Origin of the sequence: Skermanella rosea (genome assembly GCF_016806835.2) — a bacterium.
Classification (GTDB): Bacteria; Pseudomonadota; Alphaproteobacteria; order Azospirillales; family Azospirillaceae; genus Skermanella; species Skermanella rosea.
The window spans coordinates 2,210,672-2,226,874 of record NZ_CP086111.1; the positions used below are offsets into that span (position 1 = coordinate 2,210,672).

The window sequence follows — 16,203 nt, forward strand, 5'->3', positions numbered from 1 at the left end:
CCTGGCTCGACTCGATATCCAGCCCCTGCGTCTTGAGAGTACGGAAAAGCTGCTCAACCCGCCACTCCTAACACCTCTGTAAGTTTGACTGCTCCGAACCCGGCGCCCAGAGTGGGCTGCGACGCGTTGCTGTCGCTGGCACGATGGTTGGCAGGTCGCCATGAGCGATCGGAGGCCGGCGAGCCCGGAGATCTGGCAGACTGTTCCGGCGGATCGGAAGTCCCACCTGATCCGTCTCCTCGCCGGCATGGCCTGCCGCACCCTGGCGGTGCCCGAACCGTCGACGGAGGCGCCTCATGAGCACAATCACGGCTGTGGTCGCCGGACGCGACGGCGGCAAGCTGACGGCGGACCACTTGACCCGGTCGGCCGTCGTCTATGTCCGCCAATCGACCCTCCAGCAGGTTGAGCGCCACCAGGAATCCACTCGCCTGCAATACGCCCTGGTCGAGCGCGCCGTGACCCTGGGATGGCAGCGTCGCCAGATCCTCGTTATCGACGATGACCTCGGCCGATCCGCAAGCTCGGCCGAGGGCCGGCCCGGGTTCCAGCACCTCGTGGCCGAGGTCGGCCTGGGCCACGTCGGCATCGTGCTGGGCATCGAGATGTCGCGGTTGGCGCGGTCCTGCCGCGACTGGCACCAGTTGCTCGAGATCTGCGCGATCTTCGGGACGTTGCTCGGCGACGCCGAAGGCATCTACGACGCGAAGAATTTCAACGACCGCCTCCTGCTGGGCCTCAAGGGCACCATGAGCGAGGCCGAGTTGCACATCCTGAAGACGCGCATGCTGCATGGCAAGCAGGCCAAGGCCGACCGGGGCGCTCTCCAGCTCTGCCTGCCGCGCGGCTATGTCCGGCAGCCCGACGGGACCGTCATTCAGGATCCCGACGAGCAGGCGCGCGCCGTCGTCGCCCTGCTCTTCGACCTGTTCGACCGCCATCGGACGCTGAGCGGCGTCCTGCGCCACTTGGTCGAGCACGGGATCGAGCTGCCGTACCGGACCGGGGGACGGCCCGGCGAGCCGCTCGCCTGGCACCGCCCGAACCGGGCCACGCTGAGCAACCTCTTCCACAACCCGATCTACGCCGGGGCCTATTCCTACGGCCGACGGCCGACCGATCCGCGCCGCCAGAAGGCCGGGCGGCCCGGGACCGGCCGCCGGGTCGCCGCCCCGGGCGACTGGGCGGTGCTGCTCAAGGACCGCTTCCCCGCCTACATCACTTGGGAGCACTATGAGGCCAACCTTCGCCAACTCGAGGCCAACATGGCGCAGGCCACGGGGGTGAGCCGCGGCGGGACCGCGCTGCTGTCGGGACTGGTGGTCTGCGGCCGCTGCGGCCAGCGGATGACCACCCAGTACAGGAGCAACGGCCACGCCGCGCGCTACGTCTGCAACCGGGCGGCATCCAGCTACGCCGCGCCGCTGTGCCAATCCCTGGTCGCGGCGACCGTGGACGAGGCGGTCACGGCCCTGGTGCTGCAGGCGCTGGAGCCGGCCGCCCTCGAGGTCAGCCTGCGCGCCGCCGAGGACCTCGCCGCCGAACGCGCCGCGGTGCAGCGGCACTGGGCGCAGCGGCTCGAGCGGGCGCGCTACGAGGTGAAGCGGGCGTTCCGGCAATACGACGCGGTCGAGCCCGAGAACCGTCTGGTCGCCCGCACGCTGGAACGGCACTGGGAGGCGGCGCTGGCGGCCGAGGCCGACCTGCGGGCCGAGTACGAGCGCTTCCTCGCGCACCAGCCCGCCGTCCTCAGCGGCGAAGAGCAGGCGGAGATCCGCCGCCTGGCCGCGGATCTGCCGGCGCTCTGGCACGCCCCGACGACGACCATGGCGGACCGGCAGGCCGTCGTCCGCCAGATCCTCGACCGGGTGGTGGTCGGCGTGGAGGGCCACAGCGAGACCGTCACGCTGGAGTGCCGGTGGGCCGGCGGCCACAGCACCCGCACCACGCTGGCCCGGCCGGTCGCCCGCCTGGAACAGCTGAGCACCTACCCGGCGTTGCTGGAGCGGGTCGCCGCCCTGCATGCCGACGGCCGGACGGCGCCGGCGATCGCCGACACGCTCAACGCGGAGGGCTGGGTCCCGCCCAAACGCCGCGGTCCCTTCTCGGCGGCAACGGTCCGGGGCCTGCTCTACCGGCAGGGGCTGAAGCGGTGGCCCAACGAGCGGGCCCGGCGCACCATGACGGCATCCCCGCACGATTGGACGCTGGAGGCCCTGGCCCGTCACCTGGACATCCCGAAGCCGACGCTCTACGCATGGCTTCGCAAGGGCGTGATCACCGGCCGGCTGGTCACCGGGGAGGGCAAGTCAGTCTGGATGATCCAGGCCGACGACGCCGAACTGGCCCGGCTACGGACCTTGCACGCGACGCCACGCATGTGGAACCCGGGCTCGCCCGACCCTGTCGAGGACGGCCCGATGTAATTACGGAGGCATCATGTCTGGTCGATCTCGATGGTCCAGCGCCGCCGGTACCAAAGCACGATTTCCAAGGCTTTTGCGGTGTCCTCGACCTGATGTGTCGTCAGCAGCCGCCAATGTACCGGGTCTTCTCCGGCGGGGGCGTCCACTTCGCGAACATCGACCATTCGAAGGGCGAGCGCCGGTGCGGCGCCGGGGTGTGTCCCGTTCCTGGGCCGTTTCACCGCGACCGCGCCGTAGCGCAGTTCCAGGGTCGCCGTGCGGGCCGAGCGCTTGCCGGGGCGTTCGGGAAGGTCCAGCGTGAAGCGCTCCGCCACCGCCAGCGCGTCGCTCCAGGCGTATAAGTAGCCGCCTCCGGCCAGCGCCCTGTCGCGGCAGGCCCGCGTCAGAAGATCGAAACCCGCTTCCGGCAGCCGCTCCCATTCCTCGTAGATGTCGCTTTCGCGGTCGGCGACGACCGTGACGTGCCGGGCCGTATCGAGATAGTGCTTGGCTGTCTGCGCGCCCTCCAGCCAGCGCATCGATTCCTTGCTCTCGATCGGCAGAGCCCGACGGTGCTTGGCCGCGGTTTCATGACGGGCGTAGACCTGCGCTCCGACAAGTCCCAGACAAGCTCCGCTTTCGGCCTCGACCGCCAGCACCGGATGGACGAACAGCCCGGCGTCCCGGCCATTGCCCACGGTGCCCAGGCCCCGCGTTCGTCCGGCATGGGCCTGATAGTTCAATTCGCTGGTGTCCTGGATGGCCAGAACATGCAGGCCGACGACGCGCGCCCGCATCTGCTCGCCGATCGTGCATTCCATTTCCACCAGTCTTACCTTGGCATTGTTCAGCCAACGCCCGAAGCGAGCCTCTTCGATCCGGTCGTTCGACAAACGCCGAATGCGGACGGTCGAGCGCTCGACCATCCTTTGCAGCAGTTGCCGCCCCCTTTTTTCAGCCGTTCATCGTTGAAACGGCCGACGATATCAACCTGAATGTCCATTCGTGACGCCCTCCGCCTGAGAACGTCACGAACAGAATCACATCCTCGCCAAACTACGCAACTACAGCGACAAACCCGAGTCAACCTGCCGCACCTAAAAAGATCTGTTGATAGATTAGCGGTCATGATGAGAGGGGGAGCCTCTGCCCGGATCTTTTGGTTTTTGTAGGGCGGGCGCTGCGGTCGCGGACGGCCGGCGCGTTGGTGTCAGCGATCTTTAGGCCGGCCTACGAGGACAGGCCATAATGATGGTGCCGGTGCGGATTACTGGAACAGGCCGAGCAGGGCCTGGGGGGCCTGGTTGGCGATCGACAGGGACTGGCCGGAAAGCTGCTGCTTGGCCTGGGCGGCCGACAGGGCGGCGGCTTCCTTGGCCAGGTCGGCGTCCACGATCTCGCCCAGCCCGGTGTTGGTGGCGTCGATGATCGAGTTGTTGGACTTGATGGAGTTGTTGACGCTCTTGGCGTCGGCCGACAAGGTGTTCAGGGCGGAGCCGAGGGTGTTTTCGGCCTGGGCGAATTGGCCGCCGGGCTGGAGCAGGGAGGCGGCGGCGCCGGCGGTGGAGACGTCGGCGCTGGACAGCACGTTCACGAGAGAGGTCTGGAGGTCCTGCGCCCTGACCGAGACGGAGCCGCCGCTGCCGTTGGAGACGATGTTCTGGTTCTGCGCGCCCTGGTCGAGCAGGTTGACGCCGTTGTACTTGGCGTCCTTGACGAAAGCGCCGATGTCGCCGACCTGATTTTTGAACTGGGCCTGATAGTTCGCGCGGTCGTCCGCGCTGAGGGACGGGTCGGACAGTTTGATCAGCGTGGCCCTGGCATCCTGGAGGGACGAGGAGATGAACTGCCCGGCCTTGACCGCGACGTCGATCATGCCCTTGCCGACGGCAAGACGCTCGTTCGCGGCGCCCAGCGCGGCCGTGTCGCCGCGCAATCCCTCGGCGACGCTGAAGGCGGCGCCGTTGTCATAGGCATCCGCGACCTTGCGCCCGGAGGCGATCCGCTTCTGCGACGCCTGCACGGCACTCTCCGCCGCGCCGAAGCTGCGGATCGAAGAATAGGAACCGGTGTTGGTGTTGAGTGAACTGATCATGCCGTCACCTCGGCATCGAAATTACCTCTTTATTGCGGATAAGTCAATCGGCTTCCAACCTGGACACCTATGCACGCATACTTTGAAAATCTGCTCGACGCCCTGGCGCCGGCCGACATCGTCCAGCCGCCGCAACGTCCCGGCGCGTTCATCAGCTACTTCCTGAAGCCGATCGGCGGATTGCTGGCCGTCACCCTGGCGGTGGCGGGACTCGCGTCCTTCTCCGAGCTGGCGCTCTACGCCTTCCTGGGCTGGCTGGTGGACTGGATGGCGACCACCCCGCGGGAGGAGTTCCTTCAGGTCCACGGCTGGTCGCTGGCGGGGATGGCGCTGGTCGCGGTCGTGATCCGTCCGGTGCTGGTGCTGGCGTCGCGAGGGCTGATCAACCTGACGCTGATCCCGGCGCTGACCAGCCGGGTCCGGTGGCGGAACTACCGCTGGGTGCTTCGGCAGAGCCTGACCTTCTTCCAGAACGATTTCGCCGGGCGGGTCGCGCAGAAGGTCATGCAGACCGGGCCGGCGCTGCGCGAGGCGGTCGTCAACGTGATCGACGGCGTCTGGTTCCTGGTCACGTTCCTGGTCGGCGCGATAGCGCTGTTCGCGGCGCTGGACTGGCGGCTGCTGATCCCGGTGCTGGCCTGGATGACCGGCTATTCCGCCGTCATCTGGGTCATGGTGCCGCCGGTCCGCCGCAAGTCGGAAGCCCTGTCGGAGGCGACCTCGGCGCTGTCCGGCCGGGTGGTGGACAGCTACACCAACATCCTGTCGGTCAAGCTGTTCGCCCACGCCGAGCGGGAGGACGAGTTCGTCCGGAGCGGGCTGGTGCGGCAGCTCTCGGCCTACCGCGTGGTGATGCGCGCGATCTTCGACATGACGGTGGCCCTGACGGTGCTGAACAGCCTGCTGCTGTTCGCCATGACGGCGCTGGCGATCCATCTCTGGCTGGCGGGGTCGATCTCCGCCGGGGCGATCGCGGTGGCGACCGGGCTGATCATCCGCCTGACCCAGATGTCGGGCTGGATCCTGCGCACCGTCACGACGTTGTTCGAGAATATCGGCACCATCGAGAACGGCATCGAGACGATCTCCAAACCCCACGGTGTGACTGACCGGCCGAGGGCGCCCGACCTGACGGTGACGCGCGGGGCGATCCGGTTCGAGAACGTGCGCTTCCACTACGGCAAGGAGGGCGGCGTGATCGAGAACCTGTCGCTCGACATCCGTCCGGGCGAGAAGGTCGGGCTGGTCGGACGGTCGGGCGCCGGGAAATCCACGCTGGTGAACCTGCTGCTGCGATTCTACGACCTGGAGGGCGGCCGCATCCTGATCGACGGCACGGACATCTCGACGGTGACCCAGTCCAGCCTGCGGGCCCATATCGGCGTGGTGAGCCAGGACACGGGGCTGCTGCACCGCTCGATCGCCGACAATATCCGCTACGGCCGGCCGGACGCCACCCGGGAGGACATGGTCCGGGCGGCGCGGCTGGCGGAGGCGGACGGGTTCATCGACGGGTTGAGCGACCAGCGCGGGCGCGGCGGCTACGACGTGCTGGTCGGCGAGCGCGGCGTCAAGCTGTCGGGCGGGCAGCGCCAGCGGATCGCCATCGCCCGCGTGATCCTGAAGGACGCGCCCATCCTGGTGCTGGACGAGGCGACCTCCGCCCTGGATTCGGAGGTCGAGGCCGCGATCCAGGGGCAGCTTAAGACCCTGATGGAAGGCAAGACCGTGATCGCCATCGCGCATCGCCTGTCCACGATCGCGGCGCTGGACCGGCTGGTGGTGATGGACGGCGGGCGGATCGTGGAGGAAGGCAGCCACCGCGAGCTGGTCCGGCGCGGCGGCCTCTACGCCCGCCTGTGGGAGCGCCAGTCCGGCGGCTTCCTGGGGCTGCCGGCGGAGTGAAGGGGCGTCTTGACGGGGCGGCGGGAGCGGTGGTTTGATTGGTTCTCTAACAAAATAGAACGGTCCGCACGAACGGCATCCGGAAAGGCCCACAAGGGCCGGCATCCACTGGGAGGAAGCACATGAGGAAGTTCCTGGCCGCCACCGGCCTCGCGCTGGCGCTCGCCTTCTCGCACACTCCGGCGCAGGCGCAGAAGCCGACGATCCCGATCATCGTCAAGGATACCACGTCCTTCTACTGGCAGATCGTCCTGGCCGGCGCCCGGCAGGCCGGCATGGACCTGGGCGTCACCGTCCAGGAGCTGGGCGCCCAGTCGGAGGCCGACATCAACGGCCAGATCGGCATCCTGGAGAACGCCGTGTCGAGCAACCCGGCGGCGATCGTGATCTCCCCGACCCAGTTCGCGGCCCTGGGTCCGGCGATCACCGAGGCGGCGCAGCAGGTCAAGATCATCGGCATCGACAGTGCCGCGGACAGCAAGGCCTTCACCTCGTTCCTGACCACCGACAACGTCCAGGGCGGGCGCGCCGCGGCCGACGCGCTGGCGGCGGCGATCACCGAGCAGTACGGCAGCCCGGAGGGCGAGGTGGCGCTGATCACGTCGCTGCCGGGCGTCGGCTCGCTCGACCAGCGGGCCAAGGGCTTCAAGGAGCAGTTGGCCGCTAAGTATCCCAAGCTGAAGCTGACCGCCGACCGGGTCGCCGACGGGCAGCCGACCACCGGCCTGAACATCATGACCGACCTGATCACCGCCAACCCGAACCTGCGGGGCGTCTTCGCCAGCAACCTGATCATGGCGCAGGGCGCGGGGCAGGCCATCGCGGAGAATAATCTGGGCGACAAGATCAAGCTGATCGGCTTCGACAACGACGAGCGGCTGGTCAGCTTCCTGAAGGAGGGCGTGATCGCTGCCCTGGTGGTCCAGGACCCGTACCGCATGGGCTATGACGGGGTGAAGACCGCCCTGGCGGCGTCGAAGGGCGAGGCGGTGCCGGCCGAGGTGGACACCGGCGTCAACGTGATCACCAAGGCCAACATGAACGACCCCCGGTCCCAGGAGCTGCTGAACCCGAAGGTCGAGTGATGACGGCGGCGCCGGTTGCCGCGGGCGCGGCAGCCGTCCCGACGCTGGAACTGCGCAGGCTCGACAAGCGCTTCGCCGGGACCCATGCGCTGAAGGCGGTCAGCCTCGGCTTCCTGCCCGGCGAGGTCCACGCGATCGTCGGCGAGAACGGGGCCGGGAAATCGACGCTGATCAAGCTGCTGACGGGGGTTTATCCCAAGACCTCCGGCAGCATCCTGTGGCAGGGACGGGAGGTCGAGTTCGCCGGCCCGCAGGACGCGCTGGCGCTCGGCATCAACGCGGTCCACCAGGAGGTGGTGCTGTGCCCGCACCTGACGGTCGCGGCCAACATCTTCCTGGGCGACGAGACCACCCGGTTCGGGCTGCTGCGCAAGCGGGAGATGAACCGACGCGCGCAGGAGATCCTGGACGGGCTGGGCTTCCACCTGCCGGCCGACGCCATGCTGAGCGACCTGACCATCGGGCAGCAGCAGCTTGTTGCGACCGCGCGGGCGGCCAGCCGGGGCACCCGCTTCCTGGTGTTCGACGAGCCGACCGGCTACCTGACCCGGGCGGAGACCGACCAGCTTTTCGCCCTGATCCGGCGGCTGCACGCGGAGGGCGTCACGATCATCTATATCAGCCACCGCATGGAGGAGATCTTCCAGATCGCCGACCGCGTCTCCGTGCTGCGCGACGGGCAGCTGATCGGGACGCATGTGGTGGCCGAGACCAACGAGCGCGACCTGATCCGGGAGATGGTGAACCGGCCGCTGGACGAGGTCCACCACAAGGAGGAGATCCCCCTGGGCGAGACCCTGCTGGAGGTGCGCGGCCTGAGCGGCCCGGGCTTCCAGGAGGTCTCCCTGACGGTCCGGCGCGGCGAGATCGTCGGGCTGTACGGCCTGATCGGGGCGGGGCGGAGCGAGTTCGTGCAGTGCCTGTTCGGCCGGACGCACAAGACGGCGGGGGAGGTGCGGCTGAGGGGGCGGGCGGTCGATTTCCGGCGGGAGGCGGACGCGATCGGCAGCGGGCTCGTGCTGCTGCCGGAAAGCCGCCGGGACCAGGGGCTGTGCCTGAACCTGCCGGTGGGCTTCAACCTGAACCTGCCGGTATTCCACAGGATCAGCGTCGCGGGCTTCATCCAGCCCGGCGAGGAACGCGCCCGGGCGGAGAAGCAGATGCGGGACCTGCGGATCGTCGCCGCGTCGCGGAGCGTCGATGCCCTGACCCTGTCGGGCGGCAACCAGCAGAAGATCGTGATCGGCAAGTGGCTGAACCATGGCGCCGACCTCTTCATCTTCGACGAGCCGACCGTCGGCGTCGATGTCGGCACCAAGGCGGAGATCTACAAGCTGATGGCGGCGCTGCTGAGGAACGGCGCCGGGATCATCCTGATCTCCTCCTACCTGCCGGAGGTCCACGACCTGGCCGACACCCTGCACGTCTTCCGCAAGGGGCGGCTGACGGCCAGCTTCGGCCATCGCGGCACCGACCATGAATCCATCCTCGCCGAGGCCATAGGGACCTGAGGGCGGGACCTGAAGCGGAACGAGAAACCATCGGGGGAACCGCCTGAAATGGCTGACGACCATGGCTGATATGGCAATTGCGACCAAGCCCCGGCGGGGGCTCCGGTTCGGCTTCCTGCTGAACCTGACGCTGCTGGGCCTGCTGCTGCTGATGTGGCTGGTGCTGAGCGTCACGACCGACAGCTTCATGACCACCAACAACATCGTCAACCTGCTGCGCCAGGCGTCGCTGTGGGCGATCATCGCGATCGGGCAGACCTTCGTGATCATCACCGGCGGGATCGACCTGTCGGTCGGCGCGGTGGTCGGGCTGTCGAGCACGGTGGTGGCGCTGCTGCTGAAGGCCGACGTGCCGATCTGGCTGGCGGTGACGCTGACGCTTCTGCTGGGGCCGGTGATCGGCTGCTTCCACGCCTTCGGCATCCTGAAGCTGGGGCTGCCGCCCTTCATCATGACGCTGGCGACGCTGACCGCGTTCCGGGGCATCGGGCTGCTGATGACCAACGGCGCCACCATCAGCGGCTTCCCGCCGGCGTTCACCGGCTTCTCCCGGCTGGAGCTGCTGGGCGTCCCGTCGCTGTTCTGGGTCGTGATCCTGATCGCGATACCCAGCTACGTCCTGCTGCACCACAGCCGCTGGGGCCGCTACATCTACGCGGTCGGGAGCAACGCGGAGGCCGCCCGGCTGAGCGGCGTCCACATCGCCCGGACGATCTACCTGGCCTACATCCTGTCGGCCACGCTGGCCTGCCTGGCCGGGGTGCTGACCGCCAGCCGGATCGCGATCGGCGTGGCGACCACCGGCGAGGGCTGGGAGCTCCAGTCGATCGCATCGTCGGTGATCGGCGGGACCAGCCTGTTCGGCGCGGTCGGCAGCATCACCGGGCCGCTGCTCGGCTCGATGCTGCTGACGACCATCAACAACGGCGCCAACCTGCTGAACGTGAACCCGTTCTGGCAGCGGATCATCACCGGCTTCCTGATCATCGCCATCGTCTTCTTCGACCAGCTGCGCCGGCGGAAGAGGCGGTGAGCGGACAGGGGCGGCGTGACGCCGCCCCCTCCCGGGATCAGCGCGACGAGGAAGCGCGCCAGAGGTCGATGCCGCCGTCCGTGGCGAAGCGGTCGATCTCGGCCAGCTCCTCGGGCGTCAGGGGCGAGCCGTCCAGGGCGTCCAGGCTGTCGTCGAGCTGCTCGACGGTGCGGGCGCCGATCAGGGCCGAGGTTACGCGGGGATCGCGCAGCACCCAGAGCAGGGACATCTGGGCCAGCGACTGGCCGCGCCGCCGGGCGATCTCGTTGAGCTGGCGGATGCGCTGGATATTGTCCTCCGACAGGAAGCCCTCCTTGAGGGAGCCGCCGCGGGTGGCGCGGGAGCCTTCCGGGATGCCCTCCAGGTACTTGGAGGTCAGCATGCCCTGGGCCAGCGCCGAGAAGGCGATGCAGCCGATGCCCAGTTCCTCCAGCGTGTCGAGCAGGCCGTCCTCGATCCAGCGGTTCAGCATGGAGTAGGAGGGCTGGTGGATCAGGCAGGGGGTGCCCATGGACTTCAGGAGGTCGGCCGCCTTGCGGGTCATCTCCGGCGAGTAGGAGGAGATGCCGACATAGAGCGCCTTGCCCTGGCGCACCGCCTGGGCGAGCGCGCCCATGGTCTCTTCCAGCGGTGTGTTCGGGTCGACCCGGTGCGAGTAGAAGATGTCGACATAGTCCAGGCCCATGCGCTTCAGGCTCTGGTCCAGGCTGGCGGTCAGGTACTTGCGGGAGCCGAAATTGCCGTAGGGGCCGGGCCACATCTCGTAGCCGGCCTTGGTCGAGATCACCAGCTCGTCGCGGTAGGGGCGGAAGTCGGACGCCATCCAGCGGCCGAAATTCTCCTCGGCGGAACCGGGCGGCGGGCCGTAGTTGTTGGCCAGGTCGAAATGGGTGACGCCCCGGTCGAAGGCCCGGCGCAGGACGGCGCGGCCGGTCTCGAAGACGTCCTTGCCCCCGAAATTCTGCCACAGGCCGAGCGAGATCGCCGGCAGGTCGAGCCCGCTGCGGCCACACCGGCGGTAGGAGAGCCGTCCGTAACGGTCGGCGGCGGCATCATAAGGCATGAAAAGCTCTCTTCCTGTCGAAACACCGTCGTGAAAGAGGCTTAACGCAACGCACCGCCCGCCGGTTGCCGCCCATGCTCAGGCGGAATAGCCGATGCGCAGCAGCAGCGGCCAACGGACCTGCCGGACCTCGCCGGCGTCGGGCCACAGCCGGGCGACCGCCTCGGCGAAGCCGGGCAGGGGGTCGAGGCCCCGCTTCTCCGCCGCCTTGACCGCGGACCAGGTGCCGATGTAGCCGATGAATTTCGGCCGGTCCCACTGCGCGGTCATGTCGATCCGGGGTGGCGGCGCTTCGCGGAAGGGGAAATCGAGGTCCCGGTAGCCGGTGTCCACCAGCTTCCGCTCGGGCGGCCAGAAGCGGCCGATGCCCCCAGTGCCGTCGCCGTAGAACCCGTCCACCACGGCGTCCAGGGCGGGGTCGATCCGCAGCAGCCCGTAGCCGACCAATGCTGCGAGCCCGCCGGGCCTGAGCACCCGGCCGACCTCCGCCCAGTAGGCGGGCAGGTCGAACCAGTGGGCGGCCTGGGCCGCCACGGCGAGGTCGCAGCTCCCATCGGGAATCCCGCTCGCCTCCGCCCTGGCCACCCGGTAGGCGACGCGGGGATGGGGCGTGGCCTGGGCGATCTGCTCCGCGCTGGCGTCGGTCGCCTCGACCCGGTCGAACTCGGCGCCGAGCAGGACCGAGAGCTGCCCGGACCCGCAGCCGCTGTCGAGGGCGAGCCGCCGCGCCGGGGCGGCCGAGGCCAGCGCCTGGGCCAGCGCCGGCGGGTAGCTGGGGCGGCAGTCCGCGTAGAGGGCGGCATGGCCGGAGAAGTGATCCTTGAAGCCGCCCATGTGTCCTCCCTTTGAGGTCGTGTCAGGCGTGCGCCCCCTTGGCCTGGGCGAGGGTGCCGCCGGTCGCGACACCGTAACGCCCGATCGTCATCCCTTCCAGGTCGATGTCGGCGGTGCGTCCCGAGACCATGTCGGCCAGCACGCGGCCGGAGCCGGCCGCCATGGTCCAGCCCAGGGTGCCGTGGCCGGTGTTGAGGTACAGGTTGGCAAGCGGCGTCGGGCCGATGATCGGCGGGCCGTCCGGAGTCATGGGGCGGAGGCCGGTCCAGTACTCGGCCCGCGACACGTCGCCGCCGCGCGGGAACAGGTCGGTCACCACATGGTCCAGCGGCCCCCGGCGCGACGGGCGGAGGGTGAGGTCGTAGCCGGCCAGCTCGGCCGTGCCGCCGACTCGGATGCGGTCGCCGAGGCGGGTGACGGCGACCTTGTAGGTCTCGTCCATCACGGTGGATTCCGGGGCGCCGGCCGGGTCGGTGATCGGCACGGTGAGCGAGTAGCCTTTGACCGGGTAGACCGGGATGCGGATGCCGAGCGGCTTCAGCAGCAGGGGCGAGTAGCTGCCCAGGGCCACCACGTAGCGGTCGGCCGTCAGCTCGCCCTGGTCGGTGACCACGCCGGTGATCCGGCGGCCGTCGCCGGCCAGACTCCGGATGCCGACGCCGTACCTGAAGGTGACGCCCAGGTCCCGGGCGCGCTCGGCCAGCGCCTGGGTGAACTTGAAGCAGTCGCCGGTCTCGTCCCCGGTCAGGCGCAGGCCGCCGGCGAACTTCTCGCGCACCCGGGCCAGCGCCGGCTCCGCCGCGATGCAGCCGTCGCGGTCGAGCAGCTCGAACGGCACGCCGAACCGCTTCAGGATCGCGATGTCGGCGCCGGTGGCGTCGAGCTGCTCCTGCTTGCGGAAGAGCTGGAGGGTGCCCTTGGTGCGCTCGTCATAGCGGATGCCGGCCTCGGCGCGGAGGTCGCGGAGCGTGTCGCGGCTGTATTCGGCGATGCGGACCATCCGGGCCTTGTTGATCTCGTACCGTTCCGCCGTGCAGTTGCGCAGCAGGGACAGGCCCCAGGCCCACTGGGCCGGGTCCATCTTCGGCCAGATCACCAGCGGCCTGTTCTTCATGAACAGCCACTTGACCGCCTTGAACGGCAATCCCGGCGCCGCCCAGGGGGAGGAGTAGCCGGGGGAGACCTCGCCCGCGTTGCCGTAGCTGGTCTCCAGCCCCGCCGCGGGCTGGCGGTCGACCACGGTGACCTCGTGGCCGGCCTTGGCGAGGAAATAGGCCGAGGTGACGCCGATGACGCCGCTGCCGAGAACCAGTACCTTCACGAGACGGTCTCCTTGGGAGAGAGGGGGGCGGGCTCAGCCGCCGAGATAGTGGCGGAAATACCGGCCGCCGAGGCTGGTCAGGATCTCGTAGCCGATGGTGCCGGCGGCCTCGGCCACGGCGTCCACCGGATTGTGCTCCCCGATCAGGTCGACCATGCTTCCGGGGGCGAGGGTCTGGTCGCCGAGGGCGGAGACGTCGAGCGTGACGGTATCCATGGAGACCACGCCGACGACCGGCAGGCGGGCGCCGCCGCGCCACGCCGCACCCCGGTTGCCCAGGCTGCGCAGGTAGCCGTCGGCATAGCCGACGGAGACGGTCGCGATGCGGGCGGGGCCCGGCGCGGTCCAGGTGCCGCCGTAACCGACGCGGGCGCCGGCCTCGACGTCGCGCACCTGGATCACCCGCCCCTGGAGGCGGACCACGCCGCGCATCGGGTTGGGCGCCCCGGCGACCGGCGCGACGCCGTAGAGTGCCGCGCCGGGCCGGGCCAGGTCGAAATGATAGTCCGGGCCGAGGAAGATGCCGGAGGAATTGGCGAAGCAGCCCGGCGCGGCGGGCAGCCGCGCCCGGGCCTCGCGGAAGCGGGCGAGCTGTTCGGCGTTCATCCCGTGGGTCTGCTGCTCGGCGCAGGCCAGATGGCTCATCACGAAGCGCAGGTCGATCCCGTCGAGCCGGGCCGGGTCGGCGGCCAGAAGCTCCATCTCCGGCGCCGACAGGCCCAGCCGCGACATGCCGGTATCGACCTGGAGGATCGCCGGCAGCCGGCGGCCGAGGGACCGGGACAGGCCGGTCCAGGCGTCGATCTGGGGCAGGCTGTTGAGCACGGGGATGACGCGGTGGGCGACGCAGTCGGCCTCCACCCCCGGCATCACGCCGTGCAGGACGAACAGGTCGGCATCGTCGGGAAGGTGGGGCCGAAGCGCTATCGCCTCGTCAAGGTGGGCTACGAAGAAGTGCCGGCACCCTTCGGCGGCCAGGGCCGGCGCCACCCGGGAGGCTCCCAGCCCGTAGGCGTCGGCCTTGACGACGCCGGCGCAGGCGGTGCCGCCCAGCCGGTCGCGGAGCAGACGGTAATTCGCGCGGATCGCGTCGAGATCGACGGTCAGCACGGCGCCTGCGCTTGCTTCACGGGTGTCCAGCATGGGGAGCCTTCTCCGGTTTCGGTAGAGATGTATTCAGCAATCGCCGTGCCAAGCGGGAAAATGCCGATGACCGGCGGGGCGGGCGGTTCCGGCGGGTGCCGGGCTGTACGCGGATGTTTACGGCGGGCGGCATGGGGCGGGCTTCCGGCGCGATTGTCCCTGGGATGCAAGGGTATGGGAAGTCCGTATCGGATTCGTTACACTGTAAGCGATCTTGTACGGAGTGTCCCGGCGTGCGCATCGCCATCAGCTTCACCGACCGCGTCGGCATCGCCCACGAGGTGCTGGCAGTCCTCGCCGCCCGGCGGCTGAACGTCGTCGCGGTGGAGGTCGATCCGCCCGACATCTTCATCGACGCGCCAGAGCTGGCCGGCGAGGCGCTGGACGGGCTGCGGCAGGCGCTGCTGGAGGTCGCGGGCGTCGAGGGCGTGGCCCCGGTGGACATGCTGCCGGGCGTGCGCCGCCGCCTGCACCTGGCGGCGGTGCTGGCGGCGATGCCCGACCCGGTGCTGGCGGTCGATGCCGAGGGGACGGTGATCCTGGCCAACGCCGCCGCCGACGACATCGTGGGCGAGGCGGCCCTGTCCGGCAAGGCGCTGGCCGGCAAGCGGATCGCGGAGCTGACCGGCGACGGGGATTTCCAGCGCGAGATGATCGCCAACGGGTTCCAGGTGCCCGCGCGGGAGGTGATGCTGCGCGGGCAGCCGTTCCAGGTCGATGTCCGCCCGATCGCCGACCAGCCGTCCCGGGTGGCTGGCGGCGTGCTGACGCTGCACGCGCCGAGCCGGATCGGCGAGCGGCTCCAGGCCTTGCGGAACTTCGACGAGGGCGGCTTCGACGCGATCCTGGGCGACTCCCCCGCGATGACGGGGCTGAAGGCCCGGGCCGCGCGCCTTGCCGCGGTCGAGGCGCCGCTGCTGATCCTGGGCGAGACGGGGACCGGCAAGGAGCTGATCGCCCATGCCTGCCACCGGGCCAGCAGCCGGATGGGCAGGACCTTCCTGGCGCTGAACTGCGCGGCATTGCCGGAGAACCTGGCCGAGAGCGAGCTGTTCGGCTATGCGCCGGGCTCCTTCACCGGGGCGCAGCGCGGCGGCAAGCCGGGGCTGCTGGAGCTGGCGCACCAGGGCACCGTGTTCCTCGACGAGGTCGGCGAGCTGTCGCCCTATCTCCAGGCCAAGCTGCTGCGGTTCCTGAACGACGGCAGCTTCCGCCGGGTCGGCGGCGACCACGAGATGAAGGTGGACGTGCGGATCATCAGCGCCACCCACCGCAAGCTGGACCAGATGGTGGCGGAGGGCGGCTTCCGCGAGGACCTGTATTACCGCCTGAACGTGCTGGCGCTCCAGGTCCCGCCGCTGCGGGAGCGCGGCGACGACATCCTGCTGCTGGCCCGCCACTTCATCCTGCGCGCCTGCGCCCAGGTCCAGCGCCGACCCTGCCGGCTGACCGCGGGCGCCGCCGCCGCGCTGCTGGCGAACCCGTGGCGCGGCAACGTGCGGCAGCTGGAAAGCGTGATCTTCCGGGCGGTGACCATGACCGACGGCCCTTGGCTGGACGCGCCCGACCTGGAGATCGCCACCTCGCGCATGGCGGCGGAGCCGGGGCGGGGCGGCGACGGGGCGGGCGAAGGGGACGCCGGGAGCTGGGAGGAGGCGGTCGCCGAGTTCGAGCGCGCGCTGCTGGACCGCCTGTTCCCGCGCTTCCCCTCCAGCCGCAAGCTGGCGGCGCGGCTGAAGACGTCGCACACGATGGTGGCGAACAAGCTTCGGAAGTACGGGATTCCGCAGGGGCGGGGATAGGGGGCG

12 protein-coding genes are annotated in these 16,203 nt (G+C 69.6%); 6 read left to right on the plus strand and 6 right to left on the minus strand.

What is annotated here, in order from left to right; genetic code table 11:
• The first annotated feature begins 296 nt into the window (after positions 1–296).
• On the plus strand, positions 297–2,426 hold the full coding sequence (locus tag JL101_RS10095) for a recombinase family protein (protein ID WP_228435389.1): 2,130 nt from the start codon (positions 297–299) through the stop codon (positions 2,424–2,426).
• Between the two features lie 11 nt (positions 2,427–2,437).
• Here the strand turns inward: JL101_RS10095 and JL101_RS10100 are convergent, their stop codons facing one another.
• Positions 2,438–3,331: an IS4 family transposase gene (locus tag JL101_RS10100; protein ID WP_228435390.1), complete on the minus strand. Its 894-nt coding sequence runs from the start codon at positions 3,329–3,331 to the stop codon at positions 2,438–2,440.
• Between the two features lie 341 nt (positions 3,332–3,672).
• Positions 3,673–4,500, minus strand: coding sequence for a flagellin N-terminal helical domain-containing protein (locus tag JL101_RS10105; protein ID WP_203099093.1), 828 nt, complete (start codon positions 4,498–4,500; stop codon positions 3,673–3,675).
• A gap of 69 nt (positions 4,501–4,569) precedes the next feature.
• On the opposite strand from JL101_RS10105, the gene JL101_RS10110 reads away from it, so the two are divergent.
• The 4 genes from JL101_RS10110 to JL101_RS10125 all read left to right on the plus strand — a co-directional run bounded on the left by JL101_RS10110 (position 4,570) and on the right by JL101_RS10125 (position 10,034).
• On the plus strand, positions 4,570–6,405 hold the full coding sequence (locus JL101_RS10110) for an ABC transporter ATP-binding protein (RefSeq protein WP_203099092.1): 1,836 nt from the start codon (positions 4,570–4,572) through the stop codon (positions 6,403–6,405).
• Positions 6,406–6,527: 122 nt separating this feature from the next.
• Positions 6,528–7,490: an ABC transporter substrate-binding protein gene (locus tag JL101_RS10115; RefSeq protein ID WP_203099091.1), complete on the plus strand. Its 963-nt coding sequence runs from the start codon at positions 6,528–6,530 to the stop codon at positions 7,488–7,490.
• Positions 7,490–9,001 (plus strand): sugar ABC transporter ATP-binding protein, encoded by a 1,512-nt coding sequence (locus tag JL101_RS10120; protein ID WP_203099090.1) that lies wholly within the window; start codon positions 7,490–7,492, stop codon positions 8,999–9,001. The genes JL101_RS10115 and JL101_RS10120 overlap by 1 nt, the downstream gene beginning before the upstream one ends.
• 61 nt (positions 9,002–9,062) lie before the next feature.
• On the plus strand, positions 9,063–10,034 hold the full coding sequence (locus JL101_RS10125) for an ABC transporter permease (protein WP_203099089.1): 972 nt from the start codon (positions 9,063–9,065) through the stop codon (positions 10,032–10,034).
• A gap of 37 nt (positions 10,035–10,071) precedes the next feature.
• Here the strand turns inward: JL101_RS10125 and mgrA are convergent, their stop codons facing one another.
• The 4 genes from mgrA to alr all read right to left on the minus strand — a co-directional run bounded on the left by mgrA (position 10,072) and on the right by alr (position 14,395).
• Positions 10,072–11,097: an L-glyceraldehyde 3-phosphate reductase gene (gene mgrA / locus JL101_RS10130; RefSeq protein WP_203099088.1), complete on the minus strand. Its 1,026-nt coding sequence runs from the start codon at positions 11,095–11,097 to the stop codon at positions 10,072–10,074.
• 78 nt (positions 11,098–11,175) lie between these two features.
• Positions 11,176–11,931 (minus strand): class I SAM-dependent methyltransferase, encoded by a 756-nt coding sequence (locus tag JL101_RS10135; RefSeq protein ID WP_203099087.1) that lies wholly within the window; start codon positions 11,929–11,931, stop codon positions 11,176–11,178.
• 22 nt (positions 11,932–11,953) lie between these two features.
• Positions 11,954–13,252 carry a D-amino acid dehydrogenase gene (locus JL101_RS10140; RefSeq protein ID WP_203099086.1) on the minus strand — a complete coding sequence of 433 codons (1,299 nt, stop codon included), beginning with the start codon at positions 13,250–13,252 and terminating at the stop codon, positions 11,954–11,956.
• Between the two features lie 33 nt (positions 13,253–13,285).
• A complete protein-coding gene (gene alr, locus JL101_RS10145; RefSeq protein ID WP_203099084.1) occupies positions 13,286–14,395 on the minus strand; it encodes an alanine racemase in 1,110 nt (369 codons plus the stop codon).
• A gap of 233 nt (positions 14,396–14,628) precedes the next feature.
• Between alr and JL101_RS10150 the strand changes: the two genes are divergently transcribed.
• Positions 14,629–16,197: a sigma 54-interacting transcriptional regulator gene (locus tag JL101_RS10150; protein ID WP_203099083.1), complete on the plus strand. Its 1,569-nt coding sequence runs from the start codon at positions 14,629–14,631 to the stop codon at positions 16,195–16,197.
• Positions 16,198–16,203 lie beyond the last annotated feature (6 nt).